The organism is Thermus altitudinis (assembly GCF_022760835.1).
Lineage (GTDB): Bacteria > Deinococcota > Deinococci > Deinococcales > Thermaceae > Thermus > Thermus altitudinis.
In genome coordinates, this window is the sequence record NZ_JAKTNQ010000016.1 from 24,970 (window position 1) to 40,500 (window position 15,531).

Consider the following 15,531-nt stretch of genomic DNA (forward strand, 5'->3'; position numbering starts at 1 on the left):
ACTATCGCCATGTTGCGCCATATCGGCTGGATTTCCCTCCTCGGCCTAGCCCTTGCCCAGCCCGGATCCGAAAGCCCCCCTATCACCGCCATCCTAGTGGTAGAGGAAGACGTCATTGAAGAAGGTCAGCTCCGCACCTATGTGGGCAGCCAAACCCACCCCGTAGCCTCCGAGAAGGAACTGAGGGCGCTCCTAAAAAGGCTGGTGCGGGAGGCAAGGCCTCCCCGGTTCATCTTCCAAGATGGCCGTTGGCGGGGTGTGGAGAAAAAGGGCATCGCCTTGGACGAGGCTGAGGTCCTAACCGCCTACCGGGAGGCCCTTAGCAGGGGCCGCAAGAGCTTCCGCCTCCCCGCCCGCTATACCCCTCCAAGCCCAAACCTTAAGGAGCTTTACGCCTTAGGGGTGCGGGAACACCTGGCCACGGGGGAGACCGACTTTAGGGGGTCCAGCGCAGCTAGGGCTCACAACCTGCTCCTGGCCTCCAGCAAGCTGGATGGGCTTCTGATCCCCCCGGGGACCTTCTCCTTTAACCAGGCTCTGGGCCCCGTCACCGAGGAGGAAGGCTATAAGGAAGCCTTCGTAATCGTAGGGGATCGCACGGAACAGGGGGTGGGGGGTGGGGTTTGCCAGGTTTCCACCACCCTCTTCCGCGCCTTTTTCTTGGCGGGGCTTCCCCTCCTGGAGCGCCACGCCCACAGCTATCAGGTGGCCTACTACAAGCCCCCGGGTCTAGATGCCGCGGTGATCCAACCCTACAAGGATTTAAAGGCGGTGAACGACACCCCAGGCCATATCCTGGTGCAACGCTCTGTCCAGGGCACCACCCTCCGTTTCCACCTCTTCGGCACCAAAGACCGGGAAGTGCGCTGGGAAGGCCCCTTCATCTCCGAGAGGAAACCTCCCTTACCTCCCCGGGAAATCCCGGACCCCTCCCTGCCCCCCGGCGTGCGCAAGCAGGTGGACTTTGCTGCCGAAGGTGCCCGGGTGGAGGTGAGGCGCACGGTGCGCTATAGGGATGGCCGGGTTCGGGAGGATAAGGTGGTCAGCGTCTACCGCCCCTGGGGAGCGGTCTATCTGGTGGGGCCTAAACCAGCTCCAAAAGCACCACCCGCTCCACCGGCACCAGGCGGTGGGGCTCCGTAACCCGGGCAGCCTCCCCCCTTTTCAGGTGCAAGTACCGGCCTTGGGGTAGGTCAATGACCAGTTCCCCCTCGAGGACCAGATAAAAGCCCCCTTTCTCCCGGTCCTCTTCCTGGGTTAGGGGGTAGCCCTGCACGGGCACCCCAGGCACCTCCACCCTTCCCTCCCGCGCCAAACGCAGGAAATGCACCTTATAGCTCTCCATCGGGTAGCCACCTCCTGCCCGCCAGGCTACCGCTTGAGCTTGGCCCGGCCCTTAGAGGCCTTGGTTCCCTTGCCGGCCGAGGGGGTCTTAGGGGCGGGGATCAACTTCGGGTCATGCTGGGGACAAGCGGGGTTTAAGCAAGCCCCTTCCCCCTTTTGGGCCAAAGGCCAGCCACAGGCGGGACAGCTTTGCTCCAACAAAGGATAGAAGCTTAAAAAGCCACAGGCGTTGTTCTCGCACTTGTAGTAGGGTTTTCCCCGCCGGCTTCGCTTCTCCAAAACCTGGCTCCCACACTTAGGGCAGGCATGACCCGTGGGCTCCCCGTCGTCCCGGGTGTAGTCGCATTCCGGATACCCCGAGCAGGCAATAAAGCTCCCGTAACGGCCTTCCCTGCGCACCAGGGGCTTTCCGCATTTAGGGCAGGCCTCCCCAATGGGCTCCGCTTCCTTTTTCTTTTCCAAAGGCTCGGTATACGTGCATTCAGGATAGCCCGTACACCCCAGAAACTGCCCATAGCGGCTTACCTTTAGCTCCAAAGGCCTTCCGCACTGGGGGCAGATCTTCTTGGGCACCCGGGAAAGCTCCCCCAAGAAGGGCTCGTAAAACTCCCAGACCACTTTAGGCCAAGGAACCTTCCCCTCCTCCACCTGATCCAGCCCGTCCTCCATGCGGGCGGTAAACTCGTAGGCCACCACCTGGGGAAAGCGCTCCTTAAGGTAATGGGTCACCTGGCGGCCCAAAGGGGTGGGCAGGAGGGTGCGCCCCTTGCGCAGCATATACCCCCGCTTCTCCAGGGTTTCCAGGGTGGGGGCATAGGTGGAAGGGCGGCCAATGCCCAGTTCCTCCATGGTCTTCACCAAGGTGGCATCGGTGTAGCGGGGTGGGGGTTCGGTGAAGTGCTGCTTGGGTACGAGCTGCACAGGCTCCGCCTTCTCCCCCTCGGCCACCTCAGGCAGGATGGAGGCTTCCCCCTCGTTCTCCCCCGGCACCTCAAAGGAGGTGGCCTCCCGCCCCCAGGCCTTTAGGTACCCCTCAAACCGCAAAACCGAACCCGAGGCCCGGAAGGTAAAGCGCGGGGTTTCCCCCTCATCCTGCAACAGGACCACCGTCTGCTCATAGAGGGCATCCCCCATCTGGCTGGCCACAAAACGGCGCCAGATGAGGTCATAAAGGCGGTACTCCTCCTCGGAAAGGTACTTCCTCACGCTCTCTGGGGTACGCCGGGCATCGGTGGGCCGGATAGCCTCGTGGGCGTCCTGTACCCCCTCCTTGCGGTTGCGATAGATCCTAGGGGCCTCCGGCAGGTACTCGGACCCAAACATTTGCCCTATGACTTCCCGCGCCACCTGCAAAGCCTCCGGGGACACCCGCACCGAATCCGTGCGCATATAGGTGATGAGGCCCACCGTGCCCTCGGGAAGATCCACCCCCTCATACAGGCGCTGGGCGATGCGCATGGTGCGGCTTGCCGTGTAGCCCAGGCGGCTGCTGGCCACCTGTTGCAGGGTGGAGGTGGTGAAAGGGGGCGGGGGGGATTTGCGCCACTCCTTGGTCTCCACCCGGGCCACGCGGTAGGCCTTTGCCCAAGCCTCCTCAGCCATGACCCTGGCCTGGGCCTCACCCGCCAGGTGGAGCCTCCCCTCCTTCTCCCCCTGGCCGGCCCAAAGCCGCCTGCCCTCCACCTCGTAGAGGCTCGCGGAAAGCACCCTGTCCTGGCCCAGGGCGAAAACCCCCTCCAAGGTCCAGTACTCCTCCGGGCGGAAGGCCTCTATCTCCTCCTCCCGTTCCACCAGAAGCCGCAGGGCCACGCTCTGAACCCGGCCAGCGGAAAGGGCCCGCTTGCGGAACTCCAGGGAAAGGAGGGGGGAAAGGTTGTAGCCCACCAGCCGGTCCAGCACCCGCCGGGCTTGCTGGGCATCCACCAGGTTCTGGTCTATAGGCCTGGGGCGCTCCACCGCCTGGCGCACCACCTTGGGGGTGATCTCGTGAAACTCCACCCTTAAGGGCTCCTTCGGATCCCGTCCCAGAAGCCTCGCCACATGCCAGCCGATGGCCTCCCCTTCCCGGTCGGGGTCGGTGGCGATGAGGAGGCGCTTTCCCTTAGCCGCCCGCTTCAAGGCCTCCACCACCGGCTTTTTGTCCTTCTTCACCTCGTAGGTGGGAGCGAAGTCCTGCTCCACATCCACCCCAAGCTCCCTTTCCGGCAGATCGGCCACGTGCCCCAGGCTGGCCCGCACCTCATAACCTGGCCCCAGCATCTTCTGGATGCTCTTGGCCTTGGCGGGAGACTCCACCACCACCAAGGTGGCAGCCTGGGAAGAAGCCTCCCCGGGCTCCTTCTGCAAGGGGCCTTTGGTCTTGGAAGGGCTCACCCCTTTCGCCCTCGGCATCGCCCCCCATTTAGGGGCCTTTGGCCTTGCTTGTCAAGACGGAAACCCCAAGAAGGCCTAGACCATCCCGCCGTGGCACTCCCTTGGCCCTCCTATCCCAAAGTGTTTGCAGAAATAGGCAAGCCTGACTAAAATGCCATGGTAGGGCTTTCACAAGCCTTTCACAGGAGGCTCATACCCTGGCTCTCGGGAGGTGGATATGAACGGAAAAACCTGGTTACTCAAGGCCTTCTTTGGCTTGGGCCTCCTGATCCTGGCCATGGCCTTGGCCCAAGCCCTAAGCCTGGACCTAAGGCCCTACTTGGTCAAGGTGGTGGAGGGCAAGGAGGTCCTCGAGGAAAACCCCTTAGGGGTAAAACCCGGGGATATCCTGGAGTGGCGCCTGGCAGCGGAAAACCGCTCCCAAGGCCCCTTGCGCCAGGTGGCCTTGGTAATCCCCATCCCCAAGGAAACCTACTACCTGGAGGGAAGCGCCAAGCCCTTGGTCCTTGGTTCGGCCACCATCCGCCCGGAGTTCAGCTTTGACGGGGGAAAGACCTTTGGCTTTCCTCCCCTCAAGAAGCGCATCCGGGTGGTGGAAAACGGAAAGGAGGTGGAAAAGGAGGTAGAGGTGAAACCGGAAGAGTACACGCACGCAAGGTGGGTAGTCCCTGAGGTACCCAAAGGAGCCAAGGTGCAGGTATCCCTGCGCACGGTAGTTAAGTAAAGGAGGTAAAGGCATGAAGGGAGTGGCAGTACGGTTTTTAGGCTTGTTCTTGGCCCTGGCCCTGGGACTGGCCCTGGCCGCGGGTACCCCAGCGGGCACCGCCATCCAGAACCAGGCCAGCGCCAGCTACATTGACTCGGCAGGCCAACCCAAGACCACCACGTCCAACCTGGTTACCACCCTCGTCCAACAGGTCTATAGCTTCACCATAACCCCGGACGGCACGGAAACCAACCCGGGCCAAATCCGCAACGGCCTCCCCGGCGGACAGGTGCTCTTCCAGTACACCGTCACCAACACCGGTAACGGCACCGACACCATCAACCTGAGCACCCTTCAGGGGACTGCCGACAACTTTGACCTCTCCAACATCAAGATTTACCTAGACGGAAACTGCAACGGTAACGTGGACGCCGGCGAACCGCAGATCTCCAGCGTCACCCTGGCCGCCGACGCCTCGGCCTGCGTGATCGTGGCCGCCACCATACCCGCCACCGCCCAAAGCGGCCAGTACGGCAACCTCAACCTGGCAGGCACTTCCCAGGGCAACAACCAGGTCACCGACAACAACAACTGGGCCCGGGCCGTGGCCACCACCCAAGCGGCCCTGACCGCCTTCAAGGCGGCCACCCCCTCGGGGAACGTCCAACCTGGCGGTATCATCACCTACACTATCTCCGGCAGCAACACGGGTGGTAGCCCTGCCTACGGCATCCCGGTAACCGTAGATAACACCCCCAAGACGGGCATCCTGATTGAGGACACCATCCCTTACGGCCTCACCGTAATCAGCATGCCCACGGGCTCGGCAGGAGCAGGGTCCATCCGCTACATCTACTACGATGGCACCGCCTGGATGACCTTGACCACCAACCTGCTCCCCATCACTGGCGACGGCATCAAGAAGATCGGCATGCTGATTGAGGGAACGGGTGCCTTCTTCACACAGGGGACCCAGTACACCTTCTCCTTCCAGGCCCAGGTGCCCAGCAACGCTCCTGCCGGAATTTCCTACGCCAACTCCGCCACGGTGAAGTTTGACGCCAACGGGGATGGTGACGCTAATGACCCAGGTGAAACCATCAACACCAACACCACCACCAACACCGTGGCCGCCACTTACCAACCTCTGGTGGGCTACCCGGGCAACGTGACCCTGGGCAACGAAACCCAGGAGGTGGCTAGCGCTTACGCCGGCCAGGTGGTGAGCTTCACCAACGTGGTGCGAAACGGCGGAAACGCCCCTGATAGCTTCACCCTTTCCTTGCAGAACTCCACCTTCCCCACGGGTACCACCTGCTCCATCTACGCTGCCGACGGCATCACCCCCATCTCTGGCCCCATTGGTCCTCTAGCACCCGGCGCGGAGCAAAACGTGGTGGTCAAGTGCCAGCTCCCCGCCACCTACTACGAAAACCCTGCCGACGGCCAAACCACTACCTACAAGGTGGAGCTCAAGGCCACCAGCGTGAACGACCCCAGCAAGAGCGACATCACCACCAATAAGCTGGTGGACATCCTGCCCGGTTACGCCGTGGACCTGGCGGCCCAGGGGTACTCGGGCGACAACATCCCTGGCAACGATAACCCCGCCGGCCAGAACGCCAACCCGGGCCAGACCGTCTTCTTCCCCTTGGAGCTCACCAACACCGGCGCCAACCCTGACACCTACAACCTGAGCGGCACCGTGCCCGCTGGCTGGACCGTGGTCTTCTACCCCGATACCAACTGCGATGGCCAGCCCGACGGTGCCCCCATCACCAACGTGGGCCCGGTGAACCCCACTCAAAAGGTCTGCTTCGTGGCGGCGGTGACCGTACCTCAGGGAGCCGCTCCTGAGCCTAAGTCCGTAACCTTTACCGCCACCAGCACCAACAATAGCAGCGTCTACGACACCGTTTCCACCACCGTCACCGTGAACCTGGTGGCCCAGATCAGCCTGGATCCTGACCGCCAGGGTACCGTGACCAGCCCGGGCACCATTCAGTACACCCACACCCTTCGCAATGATTCCAACGCCCAGGCCATCTGCAACATCTCCGGCACCGGCGGCGCCTACGGCTGGACCTACCAGTACTCCACTAACGGTACCGACTGGTATGGGGCTCTGGGCAATGTGTACGTGAACCCCAACGGCGGAACCGTGACCATCTACGTGCGGGTGATTGTGCCTGCGGGTGAGCCCATTGGCCGTACCGATGTGAACACCGTCACCGCCACCTGCCAGGTGGACACGGGCACCGCTACCGACACCGCCACGGAGACCACCACCGTGGTGGGTGGCGAGCTCAGGCTGGAGAAGCAGGTGGATAAGACCACCGCTTACCCTGGCGAAACGCTCACCTACACCATCACCGCCACCAACATCGGTACCGGCGACCTCAAGCAGGTCATCATCACCGACCCCCTGCCCGCCTACACGGACTTCGTGAGCGTGTCGGCCACCATTCAGGGCTTCCCTGCCGGCGCCACGGTGCTCTACTCCACGAACGGCACCACCTGGTCCACCACGGCACCCACTACTCTGCCCGCGGGTGGGAGCATCTACGTGGCGGTGGATACCAACGGCGATAACACCATCACCAGCGCCGACATCATGCCCCCTGCGGCTACCATCACCATCACCTTCAAGGTGCAGGTGCAGTAACCCCTTTCCCCCGCCCCGGGAAGCCCCGGGGCGGGGCCCCCTAAAGGGGGCTGAAAAAAGAAGAGGAACTTCTGAGAAGGACTTTCAAAAGATTTTCGCACGACTGAGTGACGCTGAAGAGGAGGTGAGGGTGAAAAGGCTAGCAACCCTAATCGCCGGGGCACTTTTCAGCCTCTTCACCCTGGCCTTCGCCATGACTCCGGCGGGCACGGTGATTCGCAACCAGGCCATGGCCCTGGTGGATGGAGAGCGCTACCTTTCCAACGTGGTGGAAACCGTGGTCCGCCCCCTTTGCCTTCCCTCCCTCACCCCCAACGGTACCCCCGCAGCTCCTGGCCAGGTGGCAGGCGTGACCCCCGCGGGGTATGCCTATCTGCCCTATGTCCTGACCAACGCCGGGAATGATACCTTCACCTTTTCCCTTTCCCTTTTGTTGGGTCCCCGTGACTGGGACCCAGAGGAGATGGCCATCTTCCCCGACCAAAACGCCGATGGCCTCCCCGATGGCCCCATCCCCCTGGCCCAGGCCACCTTGGCCATGGGGGAAACCCTTCGCCTGGTGGTGGGAATAAGGGCACCCACCAACGCCGCAGGCACCACCCTCTTGACCCCGGTAGCCCGCTGCCCCAGTGGCCAAGAGGATGCCGACAACTACGCCCGGATTACCGTCACCACGGGACCTGCTCTTACCGTGGAAAAGCAAATGCCCCTAAGGGCTCTCCCGGGGGAGGAAATCCCGGTTCTTCTTCGGGTGCGCAACCTGGGAACGGCCACCGCCCAAGGGGTAACCGTAGTGGACTACCCCCTGCCCTTACCCTTTGTGCCCGGCAGCGCCCAAGCCCCCAAGGGCCGCGTGGAATACCACGACGGCACCACCTGGCAGCCCAGCGAGCCTCAAGTGGTGAAGGGCGTGCGCCTGGTCCTGGATAGGCTTTTGGCGGGCGAAGAGGCCACCTTGGCCTTCCGCCTACAGGTGCCCCCCATGGCCTCCCCGGGCCAGGTGGAGAACCTAGCCCAGGCCCTAGGCCCAGGAGGCCCAGCGGAAGGGAGGGCCGTTTTGGAGGTGCTACCCCGCCACGAACACCACCTGGGCCCCTTCGGCAACCCCAGGGCTTTACCCGGCGGGGAAGGTTCAAGGGACGACAGGCAAACGGCCCAAGGCCTAACAGGCCAACCCCTTTGCTTTGCCCATACCCTGGAAAATGCGGGCACGGTGCGGGATAGCTACCACCTGCGTGTAGAAGGCCTTCCCGAAGGCCTAGGCTATTGGCTTATGGGTATGGATGGCACCCCCCTGACCCCGCCCCTGGTGCTAGAGCCTGGGGAGAGGGTGGACTTCAAGGTTTGCTACCTCCCTCAGGAGGCGGGCCCCTTCCAGGCGGTGGTGGTGGCCGTCTCCCAAACCACGGGAGCTAGGAACGCCACCACGGACCTCCTGCAAGTTCTCCCCGCCAGTGCCCTAAACCTCATAAAGGAAGCGGATCCTGCCCCTGGCACCACCTTGAGGCCAGGCGACGAGATCACCTATACCCTGCGCATCCAAAATGCCTTCGCCCCCCTTTCCCAGGTGGTGGTGGAGGACGCCTTAAGCCCCCATGTGGAGTTCCTTTCGGCTTCCCACGGGGGAACCTACGACGCCCAAAACCACAAGGTGGCCTGGACCTTGGCCGCCCTGCCGCAAGGGGAAACCCTCTTAACCCTTAGGGTGCGGGTGCGGGCCGATGCCCCCGACGACACCTTGGTGGAAAACACCTTCCTCCTTAGGTCCCAAGAGACGCCCAACCCCATTGTCTCCAACCCGGTCACCCACCCGGTTTTTGGCGTTAACCTCCTCCTGAAGAAGGAGGTAACCCCTAAGGAGGCCGTGGTGGGGGACCTCCTGACCTACCGGCTTACTCTGGAGAACCCCTCCACCGCAGCCCTCACCGTCCGCCTCAAGGATACCCCGCCCTCAGGAACCCGTTACGAACCCGGCACCGCCCGCCTCTTCCCCGGCTGCCAAGGAAGCGGGGAAGCCTTAGAGCCCCAGGTGGAAAACGGCACCCTAAGGTGGGAAAACCTTCCCCTTCCAGGCAAGGGCAAGCTGTGCCTTAGCTATCAGCTTCGCCTTTTGCCCGGGGCCCCGAAGGAGCTGGTGAACACCGCTGAGGCCTTGGGGTTGAGCGGCAACGGGGCAGCCACCGCCAGCGGAAAAGCGCAGGCTTTAGCGGTGCAAAAACCTGGCCCCTTTGCCCTGGAAGGCGTGCTCTTGGGGCGGGTTTTCCTGGACCTAGACGAGGATGGCCGGTATGGGCCAGGGGACATTCCCCTTCCCGCGGCCCGGGTTCTGCTGGCCAACGGCACCCAGGCGCTTACGGATGCCTCGGGGCGGTACGCCTTCCGGGAGCTTTCCGGCCTTCACCAAGTGATGTTGGACCCGGCCTCTGCTCCCTTTCCCCCTGTGCCCCTACCCATGGACCTGGGGGAAGGCTACCGCAAGCGGGTGGTGGTCCAAGGTGTCACGGTGGTGGACTTCCCCCTGAAGGCCCCCAAGGGGGTTGTACGGGTATTGCGCAGCACCACCTTAAGCCTGGGGCCTTTCCGGGTGGAAAAGCGTCTCCTGGAAGTGGGTGGCAAGCTTTTGGTGGAGCTTAGGCTCAAGAGCTCAGAAAGCCTGCCCGACCTTACCCTCACCGATCCCTTGCCCCAAGGAGGGGAGAGGGCCTTCCACTTTGAAGCTTTCCAAGGGGAAGAAGTCCTAACCTATGAACTGAAAGAGGCTATCCTGACCGACCCCGAGGTGCGCTGGAGGTACCCATGAGGAAGCGCCGCTTGCTCCCCGTTTTTCGCGGGCTAATACCCCTCTGGATAGCCCTGGTTGGCCTTCTTTCCCTGGTGGGCCAAGCCCAGGGTGAGATCACCCTGAAGACCACCGTGGTGGGGCTAGACCTGGAGTGGGAGCTTCAGGGTTACGAGGTCTGGCTGGTGCCCGAAAGCCCTACGGGCCGTATTGTCCTCTTTTCCCCAGGGCTAGACCCTGAGGATTACCGAAGCGCCCTTAAGGGAAAGGAGGAGCTTGGGGACGAGCGCTATGACCGGGGTTTGGGGAAGATCCGCACCCTGTTCCAGCTTTACCGAGGCACCCAGCTTCTAAGGGAGATGGAGTTTGGGGTGGAGCCCCACCGGGAGGTGGTCTTCTTTGAGGGTTCCGTGGGGAAGGAACCCCTCCTCCTCCGGGTGCGGATGGAGGGCTTGGGCAAGAACACCTTCCTCCTCAAACTGAGGGGCTTTACCCCTTACCTGGATGAGAGGGTGCAGGTCGTGGATGTACGTTATGGCCTAAGCCCCACCATTCGCCAAATGCCTGGGGAACGGGGTCAGTTCCGGGAACTTTTCGCCCTCGAGGTCCCTCAAGACCTTATCCCCACCACCGTAAGCTTCTACGACGAGGACGGGCCCCAGGAGCTCCTGTCCCGGGTGGTGGAGCCCGATGGCCGGGTGGTGGACCGCCAGGTCTCCGGGGACCGGGAGTGGGCGGAGTACCCCTTGCGCCTCCCTGGCCTTTACCGCTTCCTCTTCACCCAGCCCGCCACCGCCAAGCAGTACTCCAACACCATCGCCCTAAAGGTGGACGCCTGCCTCCGCCTTTCGGAAGGAAGGTTGATGGCCATGCCTCCAGGCCCCCGGGAAGCCCGGGTCCTGGACCCCCAGGGCCAGCCCCTTCCCCTCACCGCCAGGATTACCCAAGAGGGTTTGGTCTACCTGGATCTTCCCGAAGGGTACCGCCTCTTGGACACCCGGGTAGAGGGGGCCGTGGCCCGGAATGGGGAGAGGCTTCGCATCGGCTGCCCTGGCGGGCGGGTGACCTTTGTGGTGGAGCCCCCCCAAGCGGAACTCCGGGTGCGGGTGATCCTAGACCTCCCCACAGGGGAGCGGCCCGGGGAAGCCCTGGTAAGGGTGGGAGACACAGCCCACCGGGTGGCGGGCGAGGCTTCCTTCCGCCTACCCCCTGGCACCTATCCCCTCTTGGCCCAGGTGGAAGGGGCCTCGGTGGAAGGCCCCAAGGAGGTACGCCTCCCACCCGGGGGCCAGGAGACCATCCTCTACCGTATCCGCCCCCAGGTGGACCTCACCCTCACCCCCGAAACCCAGCGCCACCCCGAAGGGGAAAGGGCCCGCATCACCCTAAGGGCCACTACCCCCTATCCCGGCCTGCTCCCGGGTGAGCTGGTCCTGGAGCTTCCCGCAGAGTTGGAGCCCCTAACCCCCACCCGCCTCACCGGCCCCCTCGCCAAAGACCGCCCCCTGGAGCTTGTGGTGGAGGCCAAGGGGCCGGCGGGAACCTACGCCCTTAAGGGCAGGCTGGAACCCTACGGGCTCAGCCGCCCAGCCAGCGTGGAGTTCTACCGCAAGGCCACCTTTACCCTGCGGAAGGAAGCCCTCACCCCCAAGGTGGCCCAGGGGGAGGAGGCCCGCTTCCGCCTAACGGTGACCAACGAAGGGGATGAGGCCGGCACCGTGCGCCTAAGGGACCTGGGCGGGGCAGGGCTCGTGGGGGAAGGCCTGGACCAGACCCTGCGCCTCGAGGCCCGCCAAGGAAGGAGCCTCGAGGTGGCCTTCCGGGTAGTGGGGGAAGGGGTCCTGGTCAACCGGGCCGAGCTCCTCTCCCCCGAAGGAAGCATCCTGGCCCGCTCTGAGGCTTCCGTGGAGGTCCTCCTTGCCCAGCCCGCCCTAAGCCGGGAGCTCTCCTTCCGCCGCTACCTGCCCGGAGAGGTGGTACAACACCGCCTGGTGGTGCGCAACCTGGGGGAGGCCCCCATGCCCTACGTGCTCAAGGACTCCTGCCCCGACTTCCTGGAACCCAGCACCGCCCGCTTTGAGGGCCTTTTGCCCCCAGGTGGGGAAAGGGTCCACACCTACACCGCCCGGGTGCGCTTTGGCCCGGAGGCGGAAGGGACCTGCCGGGCCACGTTGGAAACAGCCCGGGGCAACCCCCAAGCGGAGGTGGCCCTCAAGAGGGTCCTCCTGGGCCTCAAGAAGGAGGCCAGCCCCCTTAGGGTGCTGGAGGGCAGCCCCGCCCTCTTCCTCCTTACCGTCACCAACCCCGCCGACCACCCGGTGCGCATCCGCCTCCTGGACACCCCGCCCAAGGGCCTTCCCATGGAGGGGTTAGACCTGGAGCTTTCCTTGGAAGCCGGGGAAAGCCGCACCTTTGAGGTTCCCGTGAAGGCCGTACCCGTAGGCGTCCACCTGAACCGGGCAAACGCCTTCCTGGGGGAAACCCCCGTGGCCTTCCCCGCCGAGGCCAGCCTGGCGGGCTTGCCCCTGCTGGTGCCCGAGCGCACCAGCGAGGTGCGCCTACCCTACCGGGTGGAAGCCCCTCAAGGGGAAGGGCTACTTCTGGCCTTCCCCCTTCCTCAAGGAGCCACCTACGTACCCGGTAGCGCCCGGCTTTCGGACCTACCCCTGGGAGACCCCTTGGTCTACGGGGAGGAGGGCAAGGAAGTCCTCTACTGGAAACTTCCCTTCGCCCAGGAGGGAGAGGTGCGCTTCCTCCTCAAGCACGAAAAGGCCCTACCTCCCCTGGAGAAGCCCGGCCTCACCCTCCTCGCCGGGGGAAGGGAGGTGGCCTTGCAGGGTAAGGCCAGCCTCGAGGCCTACCGCAAGGCCAAACCCCTCGCGGTGCGCCGGGTGGGGGTCATTCGCGAACCCAACGACGGCCAGCTCTTCCGGGATCGGGACGCCATCACCGTGGTCCTGGAAGCCCCCTTGGGCCCCATCACCCTCAAGGTGAACGGAGAGGCTGTGGGCAAGGAAAGGCTTGGCAAGGCGGAGCTGGACGAGGGCCGGGGCTGGCAACGCCTGGAGTACTATGGGGTGCCCCTCAAGGTGGGCAAGAACCTCCTGGAGGTGGAGGGGGTGGCCCAGGACCGGGTTGAGGTCTTCCGCACCGGGAACCCCGTGCGCCTAAGGCTTTCCCTCCTGGAGGGTAAGGTGGATGGCCGCACCCCCCTGAGGGTCTTGGTGGAGGCCCTGGACGAAAACGGCCTGCCCGCAGGCTTCGGTCCCTTGACGGTGGAAACGGACCTTGAACCCCTAAACCCCGACGCCTTCCTGGAGATCTCCGGCTACCAAATCCTCCTCAAGGACGGCCGGGCCGAACTCCTGCTCAAGCCCCTGCCCGCCCCCAAAGAGTTCTCCGTGCGGGCGGAGTTCAACCGCCTTCAGGCCCAGGGGCGCTTCTTCGCCGGGGAGGGTAAGGAAGGGCTATGGCTCGCCCAGGGGAGCGTGGGCGTAGCCCTGCAAAACCTGGGCGCCGGCCTCAGCCTGGAAACCCTGCGCCTTTTCGGCCTGGCCCGGGCCTATGCGGAAGGTCCCCTCTTGGGAGGCCGGGGCCAGCTGGCCCTGGACACCGCGGTCGGGCTGGCCACCAAACCCTCCCCCGAGCGCTTCCCCATAACCGGGGCCGCCACGGAGGAGAAGCGTCCCCTCACCTCCGACGACCCCATCGCCTTCCGCTACGACCAGCCGGAGCTCTCCATCGCCTACGAAAGGGCACCCTTGGGGGCAGGCCTGCCCGAGGCCACCGCCTTGCGCTTCTCCACCCGGGGAAGCACCAGGCTGGAAGGCTTCCTAGGCCTCCTGCCCAAGGATCGGGTGCAGGAGCGGATCACCCCCGACGGCACCTCCTACTACCGCCTCTCCCAACCCGCCAAACCCGGCTCCCTAAGCCTCATCCTGGTGGAAGGGGCCCGGGAAACCCGGCTTTCCGAGGGCAAGGATTACGTGGTGGACGACCTGGGGAACATCCAGCTTTCCCGGCCCCTCTTCCCCACCACCCCTGACCTGGCCCCCGTCTACCTCTTGGCGGAATACGCCCCGCTCAACGCCCCCCGGAACCTCCTGGCCTACGGGCTGGGGGCCACCTATGAGGAAGGAGGCTTCCGCTTCGGGGTTTCCGCCGCCTACCTGGGCGCTTGGCGGTATGGCCTGGAGGCGGGCTACGCCCAAGGGGGGGATCGCCTGGCTTTCAGCGCCGGCTACGCCGAGGGCCGCTTCCGCCTGGCCTTTGGGGCCGATGCCAGCCTGGGGGCCTTCCGCCTAAAGGGAGACCTGCGCACGGAAGACCTGGCCCAAGGCTTAGCTGCCCTTCAGGGCCAGGCCCGCCTGGCCTATGAGGATGGCCCCTTGGGCGTGGCCCTGGAACACACCACCCCCGCCCAAACCGCCTTCCTCCTGGAGTACCGGCCTACGCCCTTCACCGTGGGAGCAGGCCTCGGTTACCTCTGGACGGAAAACGCCTGGGCCTTCCTGGGCCGGGCAGGGTATGAGGAGGGAGGCACCCGGGCCCTCCTCACCCACATCCAGGGCTTTGGCCTCAGCAAGGCCCTAAGCCGCCTGGACGCCACCTGGCCCCTGGACCCCAACCTATCCCTGGAGGCGGGCCTCCTCTACACCTGGGGCGAGGGCCTCTCGGGCACCTTGGGCCTCAGGCAACGGCTAGCCGGGGCCAACCTGGCCCTTTCCTACCAGCTTCCCACCGTAAGTGGGGAGGGAAACCGGGCTCGCTTCGGCGTGGAAGCCCCCTTGCCCCTCACGGATACCCTCAGCCTCAACCTCTCCGCCGGCCTAGAGAGGAACCTGAATACCGGCCAAGGCCTAACCGCCTTTGGCCTCGCCGCCCGCTACAAGGGCGAGACCCTCTCCGCCACCTTAGGAGGCGAGGTTTCCTTGGATGGGGAGACCAAGCTGGTCCTGAAAGGCGGGGTGGCGGGAAGCCTGGACGAGGAAAACACCCTCTTTGCCGACTTCCTCTACCGCCCCCTGGAGGCCAAAGGCCGCTTCAGCGTGGCCTATGCCCTCTTCGGCCGGGACCTTAACCTCCTCACCTACCACCGCTTCCTGGCGGAGGCCGAGCCCTTGTGGGAAGGCCAGCTGGCCCTCACCTACCACCAGCCCGCCTTCCAGGTGGGCCCGGGCTTCGCCTACCGCATCAAGCCCCAAGACCCCGCCGCCAATACCTACCAGCTCTCCTTAGGGGGCAACCTCTACCTGGGCCGCACCTTCGGCCTGGGCGGGGCCCTCTACTACATGCTCCAGCCCGGCACCGGCCAAGACCGCCTGGTCTACAGCGTGGAGGGAAGCCTAAGGGTGCTGGAGGGGCTTTGGTTCAACCTGGGCTACAGCTTCGGCGAAACCCTCCTCCAGCCCCAAGGCCTCTACCTGCGCCTGGACTTCTTTGGAGGTAGCCGATGAAGTTCCAGAAAGGACCGGAAAAAACCCTTCTCCTGAAGCCAAAGGTGCCCAAAAGGACTAAAAGGCCCCGATGGTCCCTCACCACCTGGTTTCTTGGCCTTTTGGCCATTGCCCTGGGTATAGCCCTGAGGGGAAGCGGTGGTGCGGGCGGGGCCGCGTGCCCCTGCGGGGCCTGCGGCGGCGGGGTGTGCACCCCCACCCCCGCCCA

At 64.5% G+C, this 15,531-nt stretch carries 7 protein-coding genes; 5 read left to right on the top strand and 2 right to left on the bottom strand.

Features of this window, described 5'->3' with window-relative positions; all coding sequences use genetic code 11:
- Nucleotides 1-9 precede the first annotated feature (9 nt).
- Nucleotides 10-1,143: a VanW family protein gene (locus L0D16_RS07210; RefSeq protein WP_243030867.1), complete on the top strand. Its 1,134-nt coding sequence runs from the start codon at nt 10-12 to the stop codon at nt 1,141-1,143.
- Here L0D16_RS07210 and L0D16_RS07215 read toward each other — a convergent pair.
- Together L0D16_RS07215 and topA are read right to left on the bottom strand one after the other, a co-directional pair.
- The gene (locus L0D16_RS07215; protein WP_243030868.1) at nt 1,085-1,345 is read right to left on the bottom strand and encodes a hypothetical protein; all 261 of its coding nucleotides are present in this window, start codon (nt 1,343-1,345) and stop codon (nt 1,085-1,087) included. The two genes, L0D16_RS07210 and L0D16_RS07215, sit on opposite strands and share 59 nt — an antisense overlap.
- Before the next feature lie 26 nt (nt 1,346-1,371).
- The gene (topA, locus tag L0D16_RS07220) at nt 1,372-3,603 is read right to left on the bottom strand and encodes a type I DNA topoisomerase (RefSeq protein ID WP_243030905.1); all 2,232 of its coding nucleotides are present in this window, start codon (nt 3,601-3,603) and stop codon (nt 1,372-1,374) included.
- A gap of 331 nt (nt 3,604-3,934) precedes the next feature.
- Here topA and L0D16_RS07225 point away from each other — a divergent pair, with 331 nt between their 5' ends.
- The 4 genes from L0D16_RS07225 to L0D16_RS07240 all read left to right on the top strand — a co-directional run bounded on the left by L0D16_RS07225 (nt 3,935) and on the right by L0D16_RS07240 (nt 15,323).
- Complete coding sequence (locus L0D16_RS07225; RefSeq protein WP_243030869.1) at nt 3,935-4,441, top strand: hypothetical protein; 507 nt, start codon at nt 3,935-3,937, stop codon at nt 4,439-4,441.
- A gap of 13 nt (nt 4,442-4,454) precedes the next feature.
- On the top strand, nt 4,455-7,088 hold the full coding sequence (locus L0D16_RS07230) for a hypothetical protein (RefSeq protein ID WP_243030870.1): 2,634 nt from the start codon (nt 4,455-4,457) through the stop codon (nt 7,086-7,088).
- A 130-nt stretch (nt 7,089-7,218) separates the two neighbouring features.
- The gene (locus L0D16_RS07235) at nt 7,219-9,888 is read left to right on the top strand and encodes a COG1470 family protein (RefSeq protein ID WP_243030871.1); all 2,670 of its coding nucleotides are present in this window, start codon (nt 7,219-7,221) and stop codon (nt 9,886-9,888) included.
- Complete coding sequence (locus tag L0D16_RS07240) at nt 9,885-15,323, top strand: hypothetical protein (protein WP_243030872.1); 5,439 nt, start codon at nt 9,885-9,887, stop codon at nt 15,321-15,323. Before L0D16_RS07235 ends, L0D16_RS07240 begins: the two co-directional genes overlap by 4 nt.
- Nucleotides 15,324-15,531: the final 208 nt, after the last annotated feature.